12 protein-coding genes are annotated in these 15,150 nt (G+C 68.5%); 9 read left to right on the forward strand and 3 right to left on the reverse strand.

Translation table 11 applies throughout. From position 1 onward, the window contains the following. The first annotated feature begins 543 nt into the window (after window positions 1–543). Both ACH46_RS00730 and ACH46_RS00735 read left to right on the forward strand, forming a co-directional pair. On the forward strand, window positions 544–1,245 hold the full coding sequence (locus ACH46_RS00730; RefSeq protein ID WP_062391248.1) for a hypothetical protein: 702 nt from the start codon (window positions 544–546) through the stop codon (window positions 1,243–1,245). 92 nt (window positions 1,246–1,337) lie between these two features. Further along, window positions 1,338–2,051, forward strand: coding sequence for a hypothetical protein (locus ACH46_RS00735; RefSeq protein ID WP_062394798.1), 714 nt, complete (start codon window positions 1,338–1,340; stop codon window positions 2,049–2,051). A gap of 83 nt (window positions 2,052–2,134) precedes the next feature. Here the strand turns inward: ACH46_RS00735 and gdhA are convergent, their stop codons facing one another. Further along, window positions 2,135–3,478 (reverse strand): NADP-specific glutamate dehydrogenase, encoded by a 1,344-nt coding sequence (gdhA, locus tag ACH46_RS00740; protein ID WP_062391249.1) that lies wholly within the window; start codon window positions 3,476–3,478, stop codon window positions 2,135–2,137. Between the two features lie 267 nt (window positions 3,479–3,745). Between gdhA and ACH46_RS00745 the strand changes: the two genes are divergently transcribed. Both ACH46_RS00745 and ACH46_RS00750 read left to right on the forward strand, forming a co-directional pair. Next, on the forward strand, window positions 3,746–7,480 hold the full coding sequence (locus ACH46_RS00745; RefSeq protein WP_062391250.1) for an NACHT and WD repeat domain-containing protein: 3,735 nt from the start codon (window positions 3,746–3,748) through the stop codon (window positions 7,478–7,480). Between the two features lie 13 nt (window positions 7,481–7,493). Beyond that, entirely contained in the window at window positions 7,494–8,216 is a 723-nt protein-coding gene (locus tag ACH46_RS00750) for a sulfite exporter TauE/SafE family protein (protein WP_062391251.1), read from the forward strand. Between the two features lies 1 nt (window position 8,217). On the opposite strand, the gene ACH46_RS00755 is transcribed toward ACH46_RS00750, so the two are convergent. Both ACH46_RS00755 and ACH46_RS00760 read right to left on the reverse strand, forming a co-directional pair. Continuing rightward, on the reverse strand, window positions 8,218–8,697 hold the full coding sequence (locus tag ACH46_RS00755) for a TY-Chap domain-containing protein (protein WP_062391252.1): 480 nt from the start codon (window positions 8,695–8,697) through the stop codon (window positions 8,218–8,220). A 98-nt stretch (window positions 8,698–8,795) separates the two neighbouring features. Then, window positions 8,796–9,356: a DUF2812 domain-containing protein gene (locus ACH46_RS00760; RefSeq protein WP_062391253.1), complete on the reverse strand. Its 561-nt coding sequence runs from the start codon at window positions 9,354–9,356 to the stop codon at window positions 8,796–8,798. A 302-nt stretch (window positions 9,357–9,658) separates the two neighbouring features. Here ACH46_RS00760 and ACH46_RS00765 point away from each other — a divergent pair, with 302 nt between their 5' ends. The 5 genes from ACH46_RS00765 to ACH46_RS00785 all read left to right on the forward strand — a co-directional run bounded on the left by ACH46_RS00765 (window position 9,659) and on the right by ACH46_RS00785 (window position 14,911). Further along, on the forward strand, window positions 9,659–10,795 hold the full coding sequence (locus ACH46_RS00765) for an N-acetylglucosamine-6-phosphate deacetylase (RefSeq protein ID WP_062394799.1): 1,137 nt from the start codon (window positions 9,659–9,661) through the stop codon (window positions 10,793–10,795). A 131-nt stretch (window positions 10,796–10,926) separates the two neighbouring features. Next, the gene (locus ACH46_RS00770) at window positions 10,927–11,469 is read left to right on the forward strand and encodes a Rho termination factor N-terminal domain-containing protein (protein WP_062391254.1); all 543 of its coding nucleotides are present in this window, start codon (window positions 10,927–10,929) and stop codon (window positions 11,467–11,469) included. A 16-nt stretch (window positions 11,470–11,485) separates the two neighbouring features. Next, entirely contained in the window at window positions 11,486–12,574 is a 1,089-nt protein-coding gene (locus tag ACH46_RS00775; protein WP_062391255.1) for an S-(hydroxymethyl)mycothiol dehydrogenase, read from the forward strand. After that, window positions 12,571–13,197 carry an MBL fold metallo-hydrolase gene (locus tag ACH46_RS00780; protein WP_062391256.1) on the forward strand — a complete coding sequence of 209 codons (627 nt, stop codon included), beginning with the start codon at window positions 12,571–12,573 and terminating at the stop codon, window positions 13,195–13,197. Before ACH46_RS00775 ends, ACH46_RS00780 begins: the two co-directional genes overlap by 4 nt. Beyond that, window positions 13,163–14,911: a SulP family inorganic anion transporter gene (locus tag ACH46_RS00785; RefSeq protein WP_226995715.1), complete on the forward strand. Its 1,749-nt coding sequence runs from the start codon at window positions 13,163–13,165 to the stop codon at window positions 14,909–14,911. The genes ACH46_RS00780 and ACH46_RS00785 overlap by 35 nt, the downstream gene beginning before the upstream one ends. Window positions 14,912–15,150 lie beyond the last annotated feature (239 nt).

The raw sequence follows: 15,150 nt of genomic DNA on the forward strand, positions 1-15,150 counted from the left end.
CCATCGGGTCATTCGGATAGCCGACTCGATCCGTCGATGAGGGTGATGCCAGAGGAGACCTATGCATGGTTCTCGGCTCCGCTACATCAATCACAGACGGAATTCGAAATCGCATGATGTAGATCAAAACGAAGGCGATGTATGTTGAGCCCGCGTAAACGGGGAGGTAGATCTCGGGCTCCGAGCCGTCGGCCACGACGACCTCAACTACGACCTGACGTAACCGGAACTCTCGACCTCTGAGGAGCAAAGTTCAGGTCGCACTCCAGGGCAATGAGTATTCCCGAGGGTAGACACAGCACCGTCAACCCGGAGGGATCAGCGACACCCAAACCCACAGTCAGGCCACCCGGCGAAGAATCGTCTCGTCCTTGTCCTACGCTGTTCTGGTTCGAGGGGAATGATGGGGAGTTCGTGCGACATCTGGCAGAAATGGGTGTACGGCCTTAGCTCCACCACTGCTGATGTCGGTAGGCCCGCCGGCACGTACATTTGTCAGGTGCACGGGCCGCGATTCCGGTGGCCCCTCGGCGAAGGAGCCCTATGAGCAGATTCGCGACCCGACTCGGCACCGCGCTGCTGGCGGCGACCGCGATCACGGCGCTCGCCACGGGATGCAGCAGCGACTCCGGAGGCCACAGCGCCGTCGACCTGGTGCTGACGCAGAGCGAACTGCCCGACGGATTCACCGTCGCCAAGCTCGGCAAGGACGAGTTGGCTCAGGTCACCGATCAACTCCACGACTCCACCAAGAACGTCGAGACGAAGCCTGCGAAGTGCGCGGCACCCGGATCGATGGTCAGCTCGATCGACGCGAAGACCACGGGCGTCATGGCGGCGACCTCGGCGAAGTTCGCGATCAGCCAATCGGTGCAGCCGGTGGATCAGGTGGACGGCGGCGTCGACCTCGCGAAGACCCGCGACCGGGTCACGGGCAAGTGCGCTCAGGTGCACGTCACCGTGACGAGCGGTCCCATCAAGGGCGCGGAGATCGACGTCCGCCACACGATCGTCAACGCCTCCGACATCGACGACGCCGATCAGCTGCTGGTGGTCGAGAGCACCAGCCACACGGTCAACGGCGCCAAGAGCGGCACGAAGGACTTGATCGTCGGCACCGCGGTCACCAGCGGCTTCGTCATCACCGTCGAGATGACCGCCGCCGAGGACTCCTCCGGGCCGTTGGACCGCGACCTCTTCACCACCGTTCTGGGGCGCGCCGTCGAGAAGGCCGCTCGAGCCTGACCCCGTATCGGGGCACCGGTGTCCGTTCGGGAACACCCGTCCGTCAGGATTGTGCCGTCGAATAGTGAGAGGGGCTCAGTCCTGTGAAGACGATGAAGAGGGTCGCGGGTGCGACCGCAACCGTGGGTGCGGCACTGCTGCTGGTGACGGGGTGCAACTCCAACGGCGCCGATGTGAACGGAGCCGAGTCCTCGGCCCCGACCGTGGACAAGGCCAAGATCCCGACGCTGATGCTCGGCAAGGCCGACCTGCCCGCCGGATACCAGCTGATGGAGGTGCCGAAGGACAAGGCGCAGGAACTGGCCGACAGCATGACGACGTCGGCCAAGAACGCCACCGTGACGCCCTCGCACTGCCACCAGGTGAGCGCGTACCCGTCGAGCGTCAAGGCGGATGAGCTCGGCACCACGGTCGCGATGAAGACGACGTCCATGCTGGTCGAGACCGTGGGTGTGGTCGACCAGGACCTGGAGAAGATCCGGAAGAACGCGAGCGGCGACTGCTCCAAGCTGACGATCCAGATCAACGACGGTCCGGCCGCAGGTGCCGAGGCGAAGGCGGACGTCACCGTGCTCGACGGCCCGAAGACGGAGGCCGACGAGGCCGTGGTCCTGCAGCAGAAGATGGCGATCAAGATGAACGGCACCACGACCAAGACCACGACGGTCGTCGGCTTCGCCAAGGTGAACGGCTACCTCGTCAGCGTCCAGACCAGCGATGCCGCGCCCGGCGGCTCGCCGGATCTGGCGGCCTTCAACAGCTTCTTCACCAAGGCGATCGACAAGGTCGCGTCGAAGACGTCGTAGCGCCGACTCGATCGCAAGATTTCGGCCCCCGAATCCATCTGAGAGATGGATTCGGGGGCCGAAATTCGTGTGTTCTTCGCGACCTAGATGACGCCCAGTGCGCTCATGGCGTCGGCGACCTTCACGAAGCCGGCGACGTTGGCGCCCAGGATGTAGTTGCCCGGCTCGTCGTACTCGTCGGCGGTGGTCAGGCAGTTGTGGTGCAGGGTCCGCATGATGTCGCTCAGGCGGTTCTCGGCGTACTGGAAGCTCCAGGAGTCACGCGAGGCGTTCTGCTGCATCTCCAGCGCGGAGGTGGCCACACCGCCGGCGTTGGCGGCCTTGCCCGGGGCGAAGCCGACGCCCGCGGTCTGCAGGACCTTGATGGCCTCCGGGGTGGTGGGCATGTTGGCGCCCTCGGCGACGATCTTGCAGCCGTTCTTGACGAGCGCCTCGGCGTCGTTCTCGTCGAGCTCGTTCTGCGTGGCGCAGGGGAGCGCGATGTCGGCCGGGACGTGCCACAGGGTGCCCTCGGTGACGAGGCGGGTGCCGTTGCCGCGGAGCTCCACGTACTCGCTCAGGCGAGCACGACGGACCTGCTTGACCTCCTTGAGGACGTCGAGGTCGATGCCCTTCTCGTCGACGACGTAGCCGGAGGAGTCCGAGCATGCGATCACGGTGCCGCCGAGCTGGTGGATCTTCTCGATGGCGTAGGTCGCGACGTTGCCCGAACCGGAGACGAGGACCTTCTTGCCGTCGAAGCTGTCGCCCTTGGCCTTCAGCATCTCGTCGACGAAGAAGACGGCGCCGTAGCCGGTGGCCTCGGGACGCACCTGCGAGCCGCCCCACGACAGGCCCTTGCCGGTCAGGACGCCCGACTCGTAGCGGTTGGTGATGCGCTTGTACTGGCCGAACAGGTAGCCGATCTCGCGGCCGCCGACGCCGATGTCACCGGCGGGGACGTCGGTGTACTCACCGATGTGGCGGTACAGCTCGGTCATGAACGACTGGCAGAAGCGCATGACCTCGCGGTCGCTGCGGCCCTTGGGGTCGAAGTCCGAGCCGCCCTTGCCGCCGCCGATGGGCAGGCCGGTGAGGGCGTTCTTGAAGATCTGCTCGAAGCCGAGGAACTTGACGATCGACAGGTTCACCGACGGGTGGAAGCGCAGGCCGCCCTTGTACGGGCCGAGCGCGGAGTTGAACTCGACGCGGAAGCCGCGGTTGATCTGAACCTGACCCGAATCGTCGATCCACGGCACGCGGAAGATGATCTGGCGCTCCGGCTCGCACATGCGAGTCAGGATGTCCCGGTACTCGGGGTGCTTGAGCATGACGGGGCTCAGGGACTCGAAGACTTCCTGAACGGCCTGGTGGAACTCGGGCTCACCCGGATTGCGATGGATCACCGTGTCGTAGCAACCCTGCAGATCGCTGTCCCATGCAGTCATGTGTTGTTCTCCCAACTGGCGCGCAGCACGAGCTGGGCTCTGCGCACACCAACAAAATTTCGGTCCACTGGGCCAATTCCGGAGTCAACTGTATCGGCGCTGCCGGTCGAGAATGAAACCGCAGTCCCACTTTGTGGGTTTGACCACGCTGTCAGGCAGTCCGGGCCAGCGGGGAGAGATGCCCGTTACGTACCGGATCGAGGGGCCTGCCGTCTGAACGGGTGAACGCCTTCGGGCGACCGCCGCGACCTCGGATAATCTCTCACTGTGACCACGCTGCCGCCGGAGAGCGAGTTCGGTCCGGCGCTCGCGAATCTGTTCCGCCAAGCCGGTAAACCGACGCTGCGCAAAGCATCCGAGAGCCTGTCCGGCCGCGGCCGCCCGGAAGTGACCCAGCAGCGGATCAGCGACTGGCGCAACGGCAGGCACGTCCCCCGCGATTTCGCGACCGTCGAGCCGCTGATCATGTGGCTCAACCTGCGGGCGCTGGACGCCGGGGCCGACGACCTGCTGTCGATGCCGCAGTGGCGGGAGCTCTGGCGGCGACATCACGAACCGGTCCAGCGGATCGAGACGCCGTTCGTGGGACTGGCGTCGATGCGGGCCGACGACCGCGACCTCTACTTCGGGCGCGACGACACCGTCGCCGCACTGGTGGCACTCCTGGAACGCGCCCGAGACTCCGAGACCGGCCGCATCGTCGTGGTCACCGGGGTGTCGGGGGCGGGGAAGTCGTCGCTGCTCGGCGCAGGACTCGCCGGCGCCGACGAGCCGTGGAACACGCCGATCGCGGTGCGGGCCGGGGCAGGCGAGCCGACGGTGCCGTCGGGCACTCCGCTGGTGGTCGTCGATCAGTTCGAGGAGATCTTCGCGCTCGACGAGACCGCGCGCCGCGGTGTCCTGGCCCGGCTGTCGGAGATCTCCGACGCCGGCAGTGTGGTCGTGCTCGGCATCCGCGCCGACTTCTTCGGGCAGTGCGTCGAGTACCCGGTGCTCGCGAAGGCGTGGCAGGACCGCTCGATGATCGTCTCGGAGATGTCCGACGAGCAGCTCCGCTCCGCCATCACCGGCCCCGTGGCGCTGGCCGGCGGGAAGATCGACGACGGCCTCGCCGACCTGATGATCGACGACCTGCACCAGGAGTCGTCGGAGGGCGACCGCGCCGGACACCTTCCGCTCCTGGCCCACGCCCTGCGCGTGATGTGGTCGCGGCGGTCCGGCAATCGGCTGACCGTCGCCGCCTACCGCGAGTCCGGCGGCATCACGTCGGCGCTCGCCGAGACCGCGGAGGCCACATGGGCGGCCCTCGACCCCGCCGACCAGGACGAGGCGCGCGCCGTCCTGCTGGCCCTGGTGCAGTTCGGGCCGCGCCGCGCCCCGATGCGCGCCTCCGTGTCGCCGACGGACCTGCGCGACCGGTTCTCGCCGTCGGTGATGCGCATCGTCGACGCCTTCTCCGACGCCCGCCTCCTGACCGTCAGCTCGGACTCGGTCACCTTCATCCACGACGCCGTCATGTCGTCCTGGCCGCGGATGGCCGACTGGATCGCCGCCGACGCGGACCTCCTGCAGTGGCGGCAGCAGCTCGCCGACGACGCCGACGCCTGGAACCGCAACGATCACCGTCCCGACTACCTGTACAGCGGCGGTCGTCTGGAGACCGCCCTCGCGAACCGGGCCGGGCTCGGGCAGCACCGGCAGGTCCTGCTGCCCGCCGGCTCCGCGACCTTCCTCGACGCTGCGGAACAGCAGCAGGTGCGGCGGAGACGGCTGCGCATCGGCGCCATTCTCGCCGTGGTCCTGCTGGCGGTGGCCGCCGTGGTCACCGCCGTCATCGCGATGGGCCAGTCGGCCGACCTGGCCCGACAGCGCAATGCGGCCGAGCGGACGGCCGTCATGTCCAGCATCGACGGCCTGGTGAACTCCGATCCGTCGCTGGCCGCACGGCTCCTCTCGGTCGCCGACAAGCACTATCCGGACGACAGCCGGGTCCGCAGCGGAATCCTCGCGTCGTACATGTCGCCGCTGGCGCGCTCGCTGAACGGGCACGACGGCGCCGTGTACGACGTCGTCTTCTCCCGCGACGGTCGACTCCTCGCCACCGCGGGCAACGACCGCACCGTCCGCATCTGGGAACGCGCCGTCGGCCGGCCGCGACCGTTCGCCCCGGTCGCGACGCTCCGCGGCTTCACCACCTTCGTCACATCGGTGACCTTCGACGCGTCGGCTCGGCTGCTCGCGGCGGCGAGCGGTGACGGCACGGTGCGCGTGTGGAGCCTGGCCGACCGCCGCGCGCCCCGACAGATCGCGACCCTCCACCCCGGCGAGGGTGCGGCCTACCTGACCCGCTTCAGCCCCAGCGGCAGGCATCTCGCGACCAGCTCGGACGACGGCACCGTCGTCGTGTATCGCACCGACGGCGACAAGCCGCCGGTCCAGACCGCGGTCCTGCGCGGCCACTCGGGTCCGGTCCGCACACTGGCGTTCAATTCCGCGGGCACCGTCCTGGCGACCGGCGGCGAGGACCAGACGGTCCGGCTGTGGGGCGACGCCGACTCGGACACCCCGCGCCCGGTAGGCGCGCCGCTCACCGGATTCCCGAGCATCACCCACGCCCTGGCGTTCCTGCCGGGCGACCGGGTGCTGGCCGTCACCGGCGACAGCGCCAACGTCCAACTGTGGAACGTCGCCGATCCGGCGGCTCCGAAGCCCGAGGACACCGCGCTGCCGGGCGTGACCGCCGGGTCGTGGTCCATCGCAGCCAACCCCGAGCAGCCGCTCCTCGCGCGCGCCGGGTTCGACGGCGTCATCCACGTGTGGAACACGTCGACCGCATCGGGACCGCTGCCGCTGTGGGACCTGCAGCGGTCGCCGGAACTCGGCGCCACCCGCATGATGAGCACCTCCTTCAGCCCCGACGGGCAGGAGCTGGCGGTGGGACGATCCGACGGCGGCATCGACATCTGGACCATCCCGTCCGGCCTGTTGCCCGACCGCGGCGCCCTGATCAGCGGCGTCGACGTGGACGGCACCGGCACCAAACTGGTGACCGTCGGCGCCGACGCCCGTATGAACGTGTGGACCGACCACGACGGCACCTGGCGTCGACGGTCGAGCATCGGCATCGAGAGCCGCGCCAACAACCGGCCCCGGGTGGCGATCACCACCGACGGCACGCTGGTCGCGACCGCCAACAACAACGGCGGGCTCGTCGAACTGTGGGATGTCGCCGACCCGGAGCACCCGCGGCGCGCCGGGGACCTCCGCATCGACACCCGCTACACCTACCCGGTGGCCTTCGCATCGGGCACGCGGGAACTCGCGACGGGCGAGACCGACACCTCCATCCAACGGTGGGACGTCAGCGATCCCGCCTCGCCGAAACGAGTCGGCGCGCCGCTGACCGGCCCCACCGACCTGATCCGCAGCGTCAGTTACTCCGCTGACGGCAGCCGACTGGTCGTCGGATCCGACGACGGCAACGCGTACGCCTATCGCCTCGGCGACGCCGAACCGCGTGCCACGGTGCTGCCGATGGAGCAGCCGGTGTCGGCCGCGCTGTTCGCGCGAGACGCGAACTACCTGGTGGCGGGTGGCGAGGACCTCGTCGTCTGGAAGCTCGACGGAGACGAGCCGACCGTCGTGAGCCGGATCGACGGCGTGTACGCGGACACGATCGGCCGATCGGGAACCAGCCTGATGGTCGGCCGCGGAACCCGCGAGATCACCGAGTTCCGGCTCGACGACGACGGCCGGCTCACCGAAGGCTCCGCGGTCTCACCGGTCCTCGGCGGATCGCGCACGGTGTCGCGGTGGGTGCTGCCCACCGACCTGAGCGACGGCCCCGTGTACCCGGTCGCCGGCGACGGCACCGGCGTGGTCTACCTGCAGAGCACCGACGTCGACACCGCGCGCGCCTGGATCTGCCGGACCACCCGTCCGCTGAGCTCGGCCGAACGCGAGCGCTACCTGGGACGGCTGTCGGCCGACGACGGGTGCTGAAGGAGGAGCCTTCGTGAGCGCGCTTGTCGCGGGGATCGGCTGTGTGTGGTTCGCAGCGATCGTCGGCGGTGCCACGGGATTCGGCAGCGCACTGATCGGCACCCCGCTGATGCTCCTCGTCGGCGTCGATCTGCCCGTCGCGGTGGCGATGAACCTCGCCGCGGGATTCGTCACCCGGGCCGCGGTCGCGGTCCAACTGCGTTCGGCGATGGTGCGCAAGCGCGTGATCCAACTCTGTCTCGGTGCCGTCCCGGGGATCTTCGCCGGGCTCGCGCTGCTGTCCTGGCTGCCGATGAGTGGACTCCGTGTGTTCGCGGGGGCGGCGACGGTGGTCTGCGGGATCTGGCTCGCGCTGCCGACGGCACGGGCGGGACGGCCGGGGTCGGTGCTGACTGTCGCGACGGGTGTGGTCGGCGGCTTCCTCACGTCGACGACATCGCTGGGTGGTCCGCCTCCGGTGCTGCTCATGCAGTGGGCGCGGGTGCCGTCGCTCACCTTCATCGCCGACCTCGCGGGCTATTTCGTGGTCACGACGGGCCTGTCGCTGGTCGTCCTCGTTGCAGGCGGCAAGGTGCCGACGGATCTGCCGTGGTGGTTGATCGTCGGGGTGCTGGCGGCCGCGATGGCGGGCAACGCGATCGGCATGCGCATCGCCCGACGGTTGGGTCAGGACCGGTTCCGCGTACTGGTGATCGTCTTCGTCGTCGTGGCGGGGATCGCGACCCTGCTCACGTGACTCACCGCATCTTCGGCTCGCGCGCCGCAGCTCGCGAGGTCACGAAGGTCCGCAGCTCCCGGTCCTGGTCGGACACCAGGTAGGTGGGGTCGGGGACGTCCCACACGTCGCGGAGCGCGTACTGCGCGGCCATCGCGGCGGCGTCGACCCGTCGCTGCGCGAACTCGCGGATGCACGTCCCGTCACGAAGTGAACGCCACCCCTCCGCAGTCAGGAGGGCGACGCGCTCGGCGTCTTCGGGGCCGTACGGGTACAGATCGCGGGCGGCGACGGTGAGTCGCAGTCGACTGTTCCCGGTGTGCGTGAACGCGATGGTGGGCTGCGGACCGAACATCTCGGTCCAGAGCGCATACACGGTGATCGGATGGTCGGCGGTCATACCGTCGAGGAGGTCGGCCAGCTCGCAGCGGAAACGGACCCAGATCCGTTCGAGCGCGGCGTCGAACGCGGACTCGGAGAAGACATCGGATGCATCGACCATCGTGGACCTCCTGCAGGATGGCCCCACGATAACAACGACCACCGACAAGATCGGCGGACGCAGATCCGCGATCCGGTCGGTGGTCGGAAGAAGGTGCGTCAGGCGTTGATGCGCTGGCGCGTCGCGACGACGTCGTCGGCCCGCGCCTGCCGCTCGGAGATGGCGAAGGCCGCGGCGGCGAAGGTGGCGACCGTGCCGATCACGCCGAGAACGATCGCCGGCACCCACAGGGCGGCCGAGGAACTGACGGCGATCGAGGTTGCGGCCATGGCGACGGCGGCGATCAGGGTGACCATCGCGACCAGTGCCAGGCCGACACCGAGCAGCGATGCCCGACGCTCCAGGTCGACGCCGATGAAGCCGGCGGGACGCTCGTCGGTGTAGGCGCGGCTCCAGATGTGCAGATCGGAGGCGTGACCGACGTGCTGCCAGCCGTCGGCCTCGCGGAATCGGTAGTAGTCGACGGGCGCGGGGTTGGCGCGCCGCTCCACCACGTAGCGCACCTTCGCGGGCGCGGACTGGGTGAACGTCATCCGGAGCGGGCTCAGCCAGGTGTAGTCGGTCAGGATCTGACCGTCGGCGGCCTTGGCCTCGAGCCACTGCTCGAAGGCGACGGGTGCGGGACGCAGAAACGGGGCAAACCACGTTGTCGTGCTCATGGGAACCTCCAGAAGGGGTCGACCGCGCATGCGGCTTATGACTCCACCTTTCCGCGCGCGAGAGGGAGGGGTCAAGGACTTTGAGACTGGACTCACGTTTCGTCTCTCGTGCCTGCTGGGGAACACGAAAGGGTCGATTGGTCACCCGGTCGCTCGTCCGATCGGTCGGATCGGATGAGCCCTGTCCGACGGTACGCGTCGCGTCGATCCACCGTGGTGGCGGATGGTCTGTCGATAGACTCCGACTGCATTCGGCGAGACGTCGCATTTTCCAACGGGAGGCTCAGGGCGTGGGCGAGACCATGATCATCAGTGCAGGCGCGGTGGTCGCGGGAGACCGGGTTCTCCGCCCCGGCTGGATCCGCTCCTCGGGCGGCGTCATCGACGAGGTCGGCGCAGGCACTCCGCCTCAGCCCGCCGACCGGGACTTCCCGGACGGAATCGCCGTCCCCGGCTTCGTGGACATGCACGTGCACGGCGGGGGAGGGTCGTCGTACACCGACGGCGTGGCCGACGAGGTCCGCGCGGCCGCCGCCTTCCATCGCGGACACGGCACCACGACCACCGTCACGAGCACGGTGAGCGCCACACCGGAACACCTGCTGGTCATCGTCGAACGGCTCCGCGACCTGGTTCGTGAGGGCGTCAGCGCGGGCATCCACCTCGAAGGGCCGTGGATCAGTCATGCGCGCTGCGGCGCCCACGATCCGGGAGCGCTTCGGAATCCGACGCTCGACGAGATCGACGCAGTGCTGGAACTGGCCGACGGCACCGTCGCGATGGTGACCATCGCCCCCGAACTCCCCGGAGCGTCGGAGGCGATCGACCGGTTCGTCGCCGCCGGCGTCACCGTCGCGGTGGGCCACACCGACGCGACCTACGACCAGGTGCGCGACGCCGTGGACCGCGGTGCGCGCGTGGCCACGCACCTCTTCAATGCGATGGCACCGCTGACGCACCGCGAACCGGGGCCGCCGCTCGCGCTGATGGACGACCCCCGCGTGGTGGTCGAGATGATCGGCGACGGCGTCCATCTGCATCCGGCGCTGGTGCGCGACGTTCAGCGGGCCGTCGGCTTCGACCGCGTCGCCCTCGTGACCGATGCGATGGTGGCGGCCGGCATGTCGGACGGCGCCTACAAGCTCGGGTCGCTCGATGTGACGGTCACCGACGGCGTCGCCCGCGTGAGCGAGACCGGTGCCATCGCGGGCAGCACCGCCACCATGGACGGGCTGTTCGCACGCACCGCCGCCGGCCTGCGCGGCCACGCCGACCACTTCTCCGACGACGTGCTGATCGCCTGTGCGGCAATGACTTCCGGGAATCCGGCGCGGGTCCTCGGTCGTGCGGACATCGGTGTGCTGGAGCCCGGGCGGCGCGCCGACGTCGTCGTCCTGGACCCCGACCTGCGTGTGACCGAGGTCTTCTCCAAGCATTGAACTGTGCTCGGTGACACAGGTGTCGCTGGTTACCGGCGGGTCGCATCCTCGGGTTTTGTCCCAGTAGGGTCACAATTGAGCCGGTCGGACACTCCGGCTGGAACCGAAGACTTTGTGGAGGGACCCCAGTGATGAGTGCGAAGAAGAAGATGATCAAGCGACTCGAGGAGCAGATCGCGCGACTCTCGAGTGAAGTGGTGTCGCTCCGCGACGCCGTCCTCGCTCGCTCGCCGCTCGCCCCGATGCTCACTCAGAAGGCAGAGGAGACGCCGACCGCCGCCGAGCCCGCTGCGAAGCCTGCCGCCGAGAAGAAGCCTGCCGAGAAGAAGCCTGCCGCGGCGAAGGCACCCGCTGCCAAGCCCGCTCCTGCGGCCAAGCCGGCAGCTGCCAAGCCTGCTGCGACCAAGCCTGCTGCAACCAAGTCGGCCTCGAAGCCTGCTGCCGCCCCCAAGCCCGCAGCCGCGAAGCCCGCAGCCGCGACCAAGCCGGCTGCCGCCAAGCCTGCTGCGACCAAGGCTCCTGCCGCCGCGAAGCCCGCTGCCGCGCCCAAGCCTGCCGCGAAGCCTGCGAACAGTGCGAAGACGGTCGCAGATCTGCGTGCCGACGCCAAGGCGGCCGGGATCAAGGGATACTCGACGATGAAGAAGGCAGAACTCATCGCCGCCCTCGGCTAACTCGCAAGGAGGCCTCGTGCCCACCGTCGTCAAGGGAGTCATCTCCCGCACCAAGAACGCACCCACAGAACTCGTCGACATCGTGATCCCCGACCCCGGCGCCAACGACGTGGTGGTGAAGGTGAGCACCTGCGGCGTCTGCCACACGGACCTGGCGTACGCGACGGGCGGGATCAACGACGAGTACCCGTTCCTGCTCGGCCACGAGGCCGCGGGCATCGTCGAATCCGTCGGCGACGCGGTGACGCACGTCGAGGTCGGCGACTACGTGGTCCTCAACTGGCGTGCCGTGTGCGGCGAGTGCCGTGCCTGCAAGCGCGGTCGCCCCTGGTACTGCTTCAACACGTTCAACGCCAGTGCGCCGATGACCCTGACCGACGGCACCGAACTGTCTCCTGCGCTCGGCATCGGCGCGTTCGCCGAGAAGACCCTCGTCCACGAGGGCCAGTGCACCAAGGTCGACGAGGCCGCCGACCCCGCCGTCGCCTGCCTGCTGGGCTGCGGCGTGATGGCCGGCCTGGGCGCCGCGATGAACACCGGCAACGTGGGACGCGGCGACTCCGTGGCCGTCATCGGCTGCGGCGGCGTCGGTGACGCCGCGATCGCCGGCGCGAAGCTGGCCGGAGCCACGACCATCATCGCCGTCGACCGCGATCCCAACAAGCTCGTCTGGGCCACCGAGCTCGGCGCCACCCACACCATCGACGCGTCCGCGATCGAGGACGTCGCCGAAGCCGTCAAGGAATTGACCGGTGGATTCGGCGCCGATGTGGTGATCGACGCCGTCGGCCGCCCGGAGACGTACAAGACAGCGTTCTACGCCCGCGACCTCGCAGGCGTCGTCGTGCTGGTCGGCGTGCCGACGCCGGAGATGCGCCTGGAGATGCCGCTCGTCGACTTCTTCAGCCACGGTGGCGCACTGAAGTCGTCCTGGTACGGCGACTGCCTGCCCGAACGCGACTTCCCGATGCTCATCGACCTGTTCCTGCAGGGACGACTCCCGCTCGACAAGTTCGTCACCGAGCGGATCGGCATCGACGGCATCGACGCCGCGTTCAAGGCCATGGAGGAAGGCCGCGTCCTGCGTTCGGTGGTGGAGTTGTGAGCCTGCGCATCGACCGCGTCGTCACCTCGGGCACCTTCTCGCTCGACGGCGGGACCTGGGACGTCGACAACAACATCTGGGTCATCGGCGACGACGCGGAGGCCGTGATCATCGATGCCGCGCACGACGCCGCACCGATCCTCGCGGCCGTCGAGAACCGGACGGTGGTCGCGATCGTGCTGACACACGCGCACAACGACCACATCGGTGTCGCCCCCGAACTCGCCGAGGCCACCGGGGCGCCGATCCTGTTGCACCCCGCCGACGAGATGCTGTGGGAGCAGACTCATCCCGGCGTTCCGCACGGCGAACTGTCCGACGGGCAGAAGATCGCCGTAGGCGGCGAGGAACTGGAAGTGATCAACACACCCGGCCACTCGCCGGGGTCGTGCGTCGTGTGGGCGCCGTCCGAGCAGGTCCTGTTCAGCGGCGACACCCTCTTCCAGGGCGGCCCCGGCGCGACAGGACGCTCGTTCTCGAGCTTCGACGACATCATCGCGTCGATCCGCGACCGGATTCTGGTGCTCGACCCGCAGACCCGCGTCTGCACCGGGCACGGCGACGAGACCACGGTGGGTTCGGAGGCGGGTGACCTCGACGAGTGGATTCGTCGTGGTCACTGAGCGGTTCGCTCGACTGCTTCCGCCCGCGCTGAGCGGCTATCAGCGTTCTTGGCTGCGAGCCGACGTCCTCGCCGGGGCGTCGCTCGCGGCCGTCGCCATTCCGGAGGCGATGGGCTACAGCTCCATCGCGCACGTCCCGCTCGGCGCGGGCCTGTATTCGCTGATCGTGCCCGCGATCGTGTTCGCACTGGTCGGTGCCTCACGACTGCTGGTGGTCGGTGCGGACTCCGCAACCGCCGCACTGCTCGCGTCGGGCGTCGCCGGTCTCGGCATCGCGGGCCTGCGACCCGACACGGGGGAGTGGCTGGCGTGGGCCGGGCTCATTGCGCTGGTGACCGGCGTCCTCCTCGTGATCGCGTGGGTCCTGCAGCTCGGCTTCCTCGGCGACTTCCTCTCCACCTCCGTACTCGTCGGCTTCCTCGCCGGCGTCGGCGTCCTCGTGCTGACCGAACAGGTTCCCGGCATGCTCGGCCAGCCGAAACACGACGCGGGCGACGTCGTCGGGAAATGGCTGGCCGTCTTCCGCCATCTCGACGAGGTGCGCTGGCAGGCCGTCGTCTTCGCCGTCGCCACCCTCATCGGGCTGGTCGGCGTCAAGAAGCTGCGACCGTCGCTGCCGATGCCGATCCTCGTGGTGGTCGGATCGATCGTCGCCGTCATGGTCTTTGACCTGGGCCGATGGGTGCCGACCGTCGGGAACATCGACGCAGGCGTCCCGTCGATCCGATTCCCGTCGGTGAGCGACGTGATCGCGCACTTTCCGACCGTCCTGACGATCTCATTCGGCTGCCTGCTGGTGATCCTCGCGCAGAGCGCCGCCACCGCGCGCAGCTTCGCGCAGCGGCACGGCGACCCGATCGACGTGAACCGCGACATCCTCGGTCTGTCGGCCGCCAACGTGTCGGCGGCGCTGACCGGATCGTTCGTCGTCAACGGCAGTCCCACCAAGACGGCCATCGTCGATCAGCAGCGCGGTCGCACCCAGGTCGCCAACCTGACGATGGCTGCCGCGACCCTGCTCGTCGTCGCGGTGGCGTCCGGGCCGCTCGGTCACCTGCCCGACGCAGTCCTCGCCGCCATCGTGTTCATGGTCGGCGTCGACCTCATCGACTGGAAAGGCTTCGCGCGGATCTGGCGGATCCGACACGTGGAGTTCGCGATCGCCGTCCTCACCACCGGCATGGTGGTGGTCTTCGGCGTGCTGACCGGGGTCATCGCCGCGATGGTGGTGTCGCTGCTGCAGATCATCCATCGCCAGTACCGACCCGAGCGGTTCGTCGTCGGCCTCGGCGACCACGGGCAGCGCCGCTACGAGAGCGCCAAGCCCGGCCACCAGACGCTGCCCGGACTCATCGTCTTCCGGTACGACGCGGACCTCTTCTACGCCAACGTCGGCCGCTTCAACGACGACGTGACCGCCCTGGTGAAGGGCGCGCCGGACCCGGTGAAGTGGCTGGTCCTGGACTGTTCCGCCATCTCCGACGTCGACTACTCGGCCGCGGCGGTGCTGCAGAACCTCATCGACTTCGTCCACTCCGTCGGCGCCCGGTTCATCCTCGCCGGCGTGACGCCCGAACTGCGGGAGTCGCTGGAGACCGCGCGGATCATGGCCGACCTCTCGGCCGACAGCGTCTACCCGGGTGTCGGATCGGCGGTGCGGGCCTTCGAGAAGGCGTCGCCCGCCGCCGGTGACGAGAATGCCCCCACAGAATGAATTACTCGCATCTGTAGAGAGCATTCACAAATGCTGATTGGCGAGCAACAATAGGGGCTTGTTGAATTCGTCGAATCAGTGACGAATTAGACGCGAGTAAACGCGATCGAAGGGTGCCAGAAGGCTATTCGATCGGTAGTCTTCATTTCGAAGTGTTGATGATTCCGCGTCGCCGAGGGCGCCGATGCGGGAATGATTATCGCGCTATCTGTCGGAGGATTCCGTCGAATGTCGGCGGA

The organism is Gordonia phthalatica (assembly GCF_001305675.1).
Classification (GTDB): Bacteria; Actinomycetota; Actinomycetes; order Mycobacteriales; family Mycobacteriaceae; genus Gordonia; species Gordonia phthalatica.